The sequence below is a fragment of the Pseudomonas sp. KCJK8993 genome (genome assembly GCF_046230915.1).
Lineage (GTDB): Bacteria > Pseudomonadota > Gammaproteobacteria > Pseudomonadales > Pseudomonadaceae > Aquipseudomonas > Aquipseudomonas piscis.
Genome location: NZ_JBJJLO010000173.1, coordinates 1 through 9,091, shown reverse-complemented (window position 1 = coordinate 9,091; position 9,091 = coordinate 1). Strand labels below are relative to the sequence as shown.

General features: G+C 59.9%; 7 protein-coding genes. 6 read left to right on the top strand and 1 reads right to left on the bottom strand.

The genetic code is table 11. The features are described from left to right. Positions 1-43: 43 nt before the first annotated feature. A complete protein-coding gene (gltA, locus tag ACK6AU_RS30490; protein WP_185700670.1) occupies positions 44-1,333 on the bottom strand; it encodes a citrate synthase in 1,290 nt (429 codons plus the stop codon). 350 nt (positions 1,334-1,683) lie between these two features. Here gltA and sdhC point away from each other — a divergent pair, with 350 nt between their 5' ends. The 6 genes from sdhC to odhB all read left to right on the top strand — a co-directional run. Continuing rightward, positions 1,684-2,070, top strand: coding sequence for a succinate dehydrogenase, cytochrome b556 subunit (sdhC, locus tag ACK6AU_RS30485; protein ID WP_015634665.1), 387 nt, complete (start codon positions 1,684-1,686; stop codon positions 2,068-2,070). Further along, complete coding sequence (sdhD, locus tag ACK6AU_RS30480; RefSeq protein ID WP_022643102.1) at positions 2,064-2,432, top strand: succinate dehydrogenase, hydrophobic membrane anchor protein; 369 nt, start codon at positions 2,064-2,066, stop codon at positions 2,430-2,432. The genes sdhC and sdhD overlap by 7 nt, the downstream gene beginning before the upstream one ends. A gap of 3 nt (positions 2,433-2,435) precedes the next feature. Next, a complete protein-coding gene (gene sdhA / locus ACK6AU_RS30475; RefSeq protein WP_185700669.1) occupies positions 2,436-4,208 on the top strand; it encodes a succinate dehydrogenase flavoprotein subunit in 1,773 nt (590 codons plus the stop codon). Positions 4,209-4,219: 11 nt separating this feature from the next. After that, positions 4,220-4,924, top strand: coding sequence for a succinate dehydrogenase iron-sulfur subunit (locus ACK6AU_RS30470; RefSeq protein WP_185700668.1), 705 nt, complete (start codon positions 4,220-4,222; stop codon positions 4,922-4,924). A gap of 263 nt (positions 4,925-5,187) precedes the next feature. Then, positions 5,188-8,019, top strand: a complete 2,832-nt coding sequence (locus ACK6AU_RS30465; protein WP_185700667.1) for a 2-oxoglutarate dehydrogenase E1 component — start codon at positions 5,188-5,190, stop codon at positions 8,017-8,019. A 42-nt stretch (positions 8,020-8,061) separates the two neighbouring features. Next, a partial coding sequence (gene odhB / locus ACK6AU_RS30460; RefSeq protein WP_409303380.1) for a 2-oxoglutarate dehydrogenase complex dihydrolipoyllysine-residue succinyltransferase occupies positions 8,062-9,091 on the top strand: 1,030 nt, incomplete at its 3' end.

Below are 9,091 nucleotides of genomic sequence, written 5' to 3'. Positions count from 1 at the left end.
AGGCCGTATGCGGTGTAGCTAAGACGGGAGCGCAAGGCCGGTCTTACTTGCGATCTTCCAGCTTGGTGATGTCGCGCGACTCGTAGCCGGTGTACAGCTGACGAGGACGGCCGATCTTGTAAGGGCTGGAGAGCATTTCCTTCCAGTGGGAGATCCAGCCGACGGTACGCGCCAGGGCGAAGATCACGGTGAACATGCTGGTTGGAATGCCGATCGCCTTGAGGATGATCCCCGAGTAGAAGTCGACGTTCGGGTACAGCGAGCGCTCGATGAAGTACGGGTCGGTCAGGGCGATCTCTTCCAGGCGCATGGCCAGTTCGAGTTGCGGATCGTTGTTGATGCCCAGTTCCTTGAGGACCTCGTCGCAGGTCTGCTTCATCACGGTGGCGCGCGGGTCGCGGTTCTTGTAGACACGGTGGCCGAAGCCCATGAGCTTGAACGGATCGTTCTTGTCCTTGGCCTTGGCGATGAACTTGTCGATGTTCGACACGTCGCCGATTTCATCGAGCATGGTCAGCACGGCTTCGTTCGCACCGCCGTGGGCCGGACCCCAGAGGGCCGCGATACCGGCAGCGATACAGGCGAACGGGTTGGCGCCCGAGGAGCCAGCCAGGCGCACGGTGGAAGTGGAGGCGTTCTGCTCGTGGTCGGCATGGAGGATGAAGATCCGGTCCATCGCCTTGGCCAGTACCGGGCTGATCGGTTTGATCTCGCACGGGGTGTTGAACATCATGTGCAGGAAGTTCTCCGCGTACGACAGGTCGTTGCGCGGATACATCATCGGCTGGCCCATGGAGTACTTGTAGACCATCGCTGCCAGGGTGGGCATCTTGGCGACCAGGCGCACGGCGGAGATCTCGCGGTGCTGCGGGTTATTGATGTCCAGGGAGTCGTGGTAGAACGCCGAAAGGGCGCCGACTACGCCGCACATGACGGCCATCGGGTGGGCGTCGCGACGGAAGCCGTTGAAGAAACTCTTCAGTTGCTCGTGAACCATGGTGTGGTTCTTCACGGTGCTGACGAACTGGGCCTTCTGCTCGGCATTGGGCAGTTCGCCGTTGAGCAGCAGGTAGCAGGTTTCCAGGTAGTCCGATTTCTCGGCCAGCTGTTCGATCGGGTAGCCACGGTGCAGCAGGACACCCTGGTCGCCGTCGATATAGGTGATTTTCGACTCGCAGGAGGCGGTCGACATGAAACCGGGGTCGAAAGTGAAGCGGCCCGTGGCCGTCAGGCCCCTAACATCGATTACATCGGGACCAACGGTGCCGGTTAAAATGGGCAGCTCGACGGGGGCTGCGCCCTCGATGATCAACTGCGCTTTTTTGTCAGCCATGTGGCCTCCTATTTATGCTTGAAATCATCAGACAGACCCCCCACGCAGGGCCCGCACCACTATAGTGGGATAAATCTGAATGTCAATTTGCCTAAAGTCTTGTCCCAGAAGGCTTTGAGAGGGATTTTTTAGCGAAATTCACTGCCATTTACGCCTTTTGCAAAGCTAACGCAATCAGCTATTAGGGGAAGGGGTTTGCGTTGTCATTAGTAGCCTAACTGTCTATACTCGGCCACCGACCGCCATGGGCTTCTGGGCCCGTTTTGATGGGGGTCGCACTCCCTGGGTGGTGGTTACCTGACCAGTGCACTCCCCAACAACTTTGCCCTGATTGTTAGGGGCTCTTCAGTGTGAAAAAAGCCGTGAATAGCCAACGACCTGTAAACCTAGACCTAAGGACCATCAAACTCCCCATTACCGGCGTTACGTCGTTTCTCCACCGTGTTTCCGGCATCATCCTCTTCCTGGGCATTGGCATCATGCTGTACGCATTGAGCAAGTCCCTGGGCTCCGAGGAAGGTTATGCCGAGGTGAAGGCGTGCTTGACCAGTCCGCTGGCCAAATTCGTTGCATGGGGCCTCCTGTCCGCCTTGCTGTATCACTTGGTGGCCGGTGTACGCCATCTGATTATGGACATGGGCATCGGTGAGACGCTGGAAGGCGGCAAGCTGGGCTCGAAAATCGTTATCGCCGTATCCGTGGTGGTAATCGTTCTGGCGGGAGTTTGGATATGGTAACCAGCGTTACGAACCTGTCGCGTTCGGGCCTTTATGACTGGATGGCGCAGCGTGTCTCTGCGGTCGTTCTCGCGGCTTATTTCATTTTTCTGATCGGGTACCTCGTAGCGAATCCGGGCATTGACTACACCCAGTGGCATGGCCTGTTCGCAAACAACTGGATGCGTATCTTCAGTCTGCTGGCCCTGGTGGCCCTTGGCGCTCACGCCTGGGTCGGCATGTGGACCATTTCCACCGACTACCTGACGCATATGGCGCTGGGCAAGTCGGCGACAGCGGTACGTTTCCTTTTCCAGGCAGTATGCGGCGTCGCAATGTTCGCTTACTTCGTCTGGGGTGTGCAGATTCTCTGGGGTATCTGATTCATGGCTAACATTCCAACCATTTCTTTCGACGCCATCATCATTGGCGGCGGTGGCGCCGGCATGCGTGCCGCACTGCAGCTGGCCCAGGGCGGTCACAAGACCGCTGTAGTCACCAAGGTCTTCCCGACCCGCTCGCATACTGTATCCGCCCAGGGTGGCATCACCTGCGCGATCGCCTCGGCCGACCCGAACGATGACTGGCGCTGGCACATGTACGATACCGTCAAGGGTTCCGACTACATCGGCGACCAGGATGCTATCGAATACATGTGTCAGGAAGGTCCGGCTGCGGTCTTCGAGCTGGACCACATGGGCCTGCCGTTCTCCCGTACCGAAACCGGCCGTATCTACCAGCGTCCGTTCGGCGGTCAGTCCAAGGACTTCGGTAAAGGTGGCCAGGCCGCCCGTACCTGTGCCGCTTCCGACCGTACCGGTCACGCGCTGCTGCACACCCTGTATCAGGGCAACCTGAAAGCCGGTACCACTTTCCTCAACGAGTACTACGCAGTTGATCTGGTGAAGAACCAGGACGGCGCGTTCGTTGGTGTGATCGCGATCTGCATCGAAACCGGCGAAACCCTGTACATCAAGTCCAAGGCCACCGTTCTGGCCACCGGCGGTGCGGGCCGTATCTACGCCTCCACCACCAACGCCCTGATCAATACCGGCGATGGTGTCGGCATGGCCCTGCGTGCTGGCGTTCCGGTGCAAGACATCGAGATGTGGCAGTTCCACCCGACCGGTATCGCCGGCGCTGGTGTTCTGGTTACCGAAGGTTGCCGTGGCGAAGGTGGCTACCTGATCAACAAGCACGGCGAACGCTTCATGGAGCGTTATGCTCCGAACGCCAAGGACCTGGCTGGCCGCGACGTAGTGGCACGCTCCATGGTCAAGGAAATCATCGCCGGCAACGGTTGTGGCCCTAACGGCGACCACGTGATGCTCAAGCTGGATCACCTGGGCGAGGAAGTGCTGCACAGCCGCCTGCCTGGTATCTGCGAGCTGTCCAAGACCTTCGCCCACGTTGATCCTGTCGTCGCTCCGGTTCCGGTCGTGCCTACCTGCCACTACATGATGGGCGGCGTTGCCACCAACATCCATGGCCAGGCCATCACCCAGAACGCCGCTGGCGAAGACACCATCATCCCTGGCCTGTTCGCGGTGGGTGAAGTGGCTTGCGTATCGGTACACGGTGCCAACCGCCTGGGCGGCAACTCGCTGCTGGACCTGGTTGTATTCGGTCGTGCGGCTGGCCTGCACCTGGAAAAAGCGCTGACCGACGGTATTGAATACCGCGATGCCAGCGATACCGACGTGGACGTTGCCCTGAGCCGCCTGGCCAAGCTCAACGAGCGTACCACCGGCGAAGACGTCGCCAGCCTGCGTCGCGAGCTCCAGAGCTGCATGCAGAACTACTTCGGTGTATTCCGTACCGGTGAATACATGCAGAAGGGTATTGCCCAGCTGGCCGGCCTGCGCGAGCGCATCGCCAACGTCAAGATCAACGACAAATCCATGGCGTTCAATACTGCCCGTATCGAAGCTCTGGAACTGCAAAACCTGCTGGAAGTGGCTGAAGCCACCGCCATCGCCGCTGAAGTGCGTAAAGAGTCCCGCGGAGCTCATGCTCGTGAAGACTACGAAGATCGCGACGATGAAAACTGGCTGTGCCACACCCTGTACTTCCCGGGTGAGAAGCGCGTTGCCAAGCGTGGTGTTAACTTCTCGCCGAAAACCGTACCGGCTTTCGAGCCTAAAGTCCGGACTTACTAAGGGTGGCAGTCATGTTGCAAGTCGAAGTTTATCGTTACAACCCTGACACCGACGCTGCCCCGAAAACCCAGGTTTTCCAGGTCGATACCGGTGGCAAGGACCTGATGGTGCTGGACGTGCTGGCGCTGATCAAAGAGCAGGACGAGGGTTTCTCCTATCGTCGCTCCTGCCGTGAAGGCGTTTGCGGTTCCGACGGCATGAACATCAACGGCAAGAACGGTCTGGCGTGCATTACGCCGCTGTCCGCCGTGGTCAAGAAGAACAAGCTGGTCATCCGTCCTCTGCCAGGCCTGCCGGTTATCCGTGACCTGGTCGTCGATATGAGCATCTTCTACAAGCAATACGAGAAGGTGAAGCCATTCCTGCAGAACGATACTCCGGCTCCAGCCATCGAGCGTCTGCAGTCGCCGGAAGAGCGTGAGAAGCTCGACGGTCTGTACGAGTGCATCCTGTGCGCTTGCTGCTCGACCTCCTGCCCATCCTTCTGGTGGAACCCGGATAAGTTCCTGGGTCCAGCCGCTCTGCTGCAAGCTTATCGCTTCCTGGCAGACAGCCGTGACACCAAGACCTCCGAGCGTTTGGCTTCGCTGGATGACCCGTTCAGCGTATTCCGCTGCCGGGGCATCATGAACTGCGTCAACGTTTGTCCGAAAGGCCTGAACCCGACTAAGGCCATCGGTCACATTCGTAACATGCTGCTGCAGAGCGGCGTGTGATTCAGCTGTTGTACCCGTAGGACCGCTGTACCGTAAAAGCCGAGGCGCGGGCTTCAACCCGCGTCCTGGCTCTAACCTGAGCAGCAGCTCACAAAGTGGCTGCTCTATATTTTTGAAGAAATGAGACAAGCAGGGGCATCCGGGCTGGTACCCGGACTATCAGCGTGATCCTAAGTGGCTTGTTTTGGTCGCTGCATTCGGACTTCTGCAAGCTTGCTCGGTGTCATCGCCGGTGGCGTTCCCCTAACCGAGGGTGACCAAGCATGCAAGAAAGCGTGATGCAGCGCATGTGGAACAGCGCCTACCTATCCGGTAGCAACGCTGCATATGTGGAAGAGCTCTACGAGCTCTACCTGCACGACCCTAACGCTGTGCCAGAAGAGTGGCGCACTTACTTTGATAAGTTGCCTGCCGACGGCAACACTGCCATCGATGTTTCGCACTCGACGATCCGCGATCATTTCGTCTTGCTGGCAAAGAACCAGCGCCGCGCTCAACCGGTTTCCGCCGGGAGCGTGAGCAGTGAGCACGAGAAGAAGCAAGTTGAAGTGCTGCGATTGATCCAGGCCTACCGGATGCGGGGCCACCAGGCATCCCAGCTGGACCCGCTGGGACTGTGGCAGCGTCCTGCACCTGCAGACCTGTCGATCAATCATTACGGCTTGACCAATGCCGATCTTGATACGACCTTCCGTGCCGGCGACCTGTTCATCGGCAAAGAGGAAGCGAGCCTACGCGAAATTCACGAAGCGTTGCAGCAGACATATTGCCGCACCATCGGCGCTGAATTTACGCACATCACCGATTCCGAGCAGCGCCAGTGGTTCCAGCAACGTCTGGAAAGCGTACGTGGCCGTCCAGCCTATTCGGCCGACATCAAGAGCCATCTGCTCGAGCGCGTAACCGCGGCGGAAGGCCTGGAGAAGTACCTGGGCACCAAGTACCCGGGCACCAAGCGTTTCGGTCTGGAAGGCGGCGAAAGCCTGATCCCGATGCTTGACGAGCTGATCCAGCGTTCCGGTTCCTACGGCACCAAGGAAGTCGTGATCGGCATGGCCCACCGTGGCCGCCTGAACGTGCTGGTCAACACCTTCGGCAAGAACCCGCGCGAGCTGTTCGACGAGTTCGAAGGCAAGAAGAAGGTCGAGTTGGGCTCCGGCGACGTGAAGTATCACCAGGGCTTCTCCTCCAACGTGATGACTTCCGGTGGCGAAGTGCACCTGGCCATGGCCTTCAACCCATCCCACCTGGAAATCGTTTCCCCGGTGGTCGAGGGTTCGGTACGTGCCCGCCAGGACCGCCGCAACGATTCCAGCGGCGACAAGGTCCTGCCGATCTCCATCCACGGTGACGCGGCATTCGCCGGTCAGGGCGTGGTCCTGGAAACTTTCCAGATGTCGCAGACCCGCGGTTTCAAGACCGGTGGTACCGTGCACATCGTGGTCAACAACCAGGTTGGTTTCACCATCAGCAACCCGCTGGACTCGCGTTCCACCGAGTACGCCACCGATGTTGCGAAGATGATCCAGGCGCCGATCCTCCATGTGAATGGCGATGATCCGGAAGCCGTGCTGTTCGTCACCCAACTGGCCATCGACTACCGCATGCAGTTCAAGCGTGATGTGGTCATCGACCTGGTCTGCTACCGCCGCCGTGGCCACAACGAGGCCGACGAGCCAAGCGGCACCCAGCCGCTGATGTACCAGCAGATCACCAAGCAGCGCACCACTCGCGAGCTGTACGCCGAGCGCCTGACCCAGGGCGGCGTGCTCGACGCCGAGCGCGTCCAGGCCAAGGTCGACGAGTATCGCAATGCGCTGGACAACGGCCTGCATGTGGTCAAGAGCCTGGTCAAGGAGCCGAACAAGGAGTTGTTCGTCGACTGGCGTCCATACCTGGGGCACACCTGGACTGCGCGTCACGACACTCGCTTCGATCTGAAGACCCTGCAGGAACTGTCCGCCAAGCTGCTGGAAGTGCCTGAAAGCTTCGTGGTCCAGCGCCAAGTCTCGAAGATCTACGAAGATCGCCAGAAGATGCAAGCCGGCGGCCTGCCCATCAACTGGGGTTATGCCGAGACCATGGCCTACGCCACCCTGTTGTTCGAAGGCCACCCGATCCGCATGACCGGCCAGGACATCGGCCGCGGTACGTTCTCGCACCGCCATGCCGTCCTGCACAACCAGAAGGATGCCAGCACCTACGTGCCGCTCAAGCATCTGTTCGAAGGTCAGCCGCGTTTCGATCTGTACGACTCGTTCCTGTCGGAAGAGGCCGTGCTGGCATTCGAATATGGCTACTCCACCACCACGCCGAATGCGCTGGTGATCTGGGAAGCCCAGTTCGGTGACTTCGCCAACGGTGCCCAGGTGGTGATCGACCAGTTCATCACCAGTGGCGAGCACAAGTGGGGTCGCCTGTGCGGCCTGACCATGCTGCTGCCACATGGCTACGAAGGACAGGGCCCAGAGCACTCCTCGGCACGCCTGGAGCGTTACCTGCAGTTGTGTGCCGAGCACAACATCCAGGTGTGCATGCCGACCACGCCGGCGCAGATCTACCACTTGTTGCGCCGTCAGGTGATCCGCCCGCTGCGCAAGCCGCTGGTGGTCCTGAGTCCGAAGTCGCTGCTGCGCCACAAGCTGGCCATCTCGACCCTGGAAGATCTGGCCGAAGGTTCGTTCCAGACCGTTATCCCGGAAATCGATGCTCTGGATCCGAAGAAGGTCGAGCGCGTGATTCTGTGCAGCGGCAAGGTCTACTACGACCTGCTGGAAAAACGCCGTGCCGAAGGCCGCGAAGATATCGCCATAGTGCGTATCGAGCAGTTGTACCCATTCCCTGAGGACGACTTGAACGAAGTCCTGGCTCCTTACACCAATGCCAAAGCGGCTGTCTGGTGCCAGGAAGAGCCGATGAACCAGGGCGCCTGGTACTGCAGCCAGCACCACCTGCGTCGCAGCATCAGCAACCTCAACAAGTCTCTCGTACTCGAGTACGCGGGCCGTGAGGCTTCTGCTGCTCCAGCATGTGGTTACGCATCGATGCACGCCGAGCAGCAGGAAAAACTGCTGCAAGACGCGTTTACCGTTTAACGCCTTCGCGCACCTGAAACCGAATTTAAGGAACCACAGATAATGGCTATCGAGATCAAAGCCCCCACTTTCCCGGAATCGGTTGCCGATGGCACCGTTGCCACCTGGCACAAGCAACCGGGCGATGCCGTCAAGCGTGACGAGCTGATCGTCGACATCGAGACCGACAAAGTCGTACTGGAAGTGCTGGCTACCGCCGACGGCGTGCTGGGCGCTATCGTCAAGAACGAAGGCGACACCGTTCTGTCCGACGAAGTCCTGGGCTCCATTGTCGAGGGTGGCGCTGCCGCCGCTCCAGCCGCCGCTGCTGCTCCGGCCTCCGCTGCCGCTGCCCCGGCTGCCGCCGAAGGCGAAGACGATCCAATCGCCGCGCCTGCTGCCCGCAAGCTGGCTGAAGAAAACGGCATCAACATCGCTTCCGTTGCCGGCACCGGCAAGGGCGGTCGTGTGACCAAGGAAGACGTAGTGGCTGCCATCGCCGCCAAGAAAGCCGCTCCGGCCGCCGCGCCTGCCAAGGCTCCGGCTCCAGCCGCCGCTGCTCCAGTCTTCGCTGCCGGCGATCGCGTCGAGAAGCGCGTACCCATGACCCGCCTGCGTGCCAAGGTTGCCGAGCGTCTGGTCGAAGCCCAGTCGAACATGGCGATGCTGACCACCTTCAACGAAGTCGACATGACCGAAGTCATGGCCCTGCGTTCGAAGTACAAGGACCTGTTCGAGAAGACCCATAACGGCGTGCGCCTGGGCTTCATGTCGTTCTTCGTGAAAGCTGCCACCGAAGCCCTGAAGCGCTTCCCGGCGGTCAACGCGTCGATCGACGGTGCGGACATCGTCTACCACGGCTACTCGGACATCGGCGTCGCCGTTTCCAGCGATCGTGGCCTGGTGGTACCGGTACTGCGCAACGCCGAGCTGATGAGCCTGGCCGAGATCGAGAACGGCATCGCCACCTTCGGCAAGAAGGCCCGTGATGGCAAGCTGTCGATGGAAGAGATGACTGGCGGTACTTTCACCATCACCAACCGCGGTACCTTCGGGTCGATGGTCGCGACCCCGATCCCCAAACCGCCGCCAG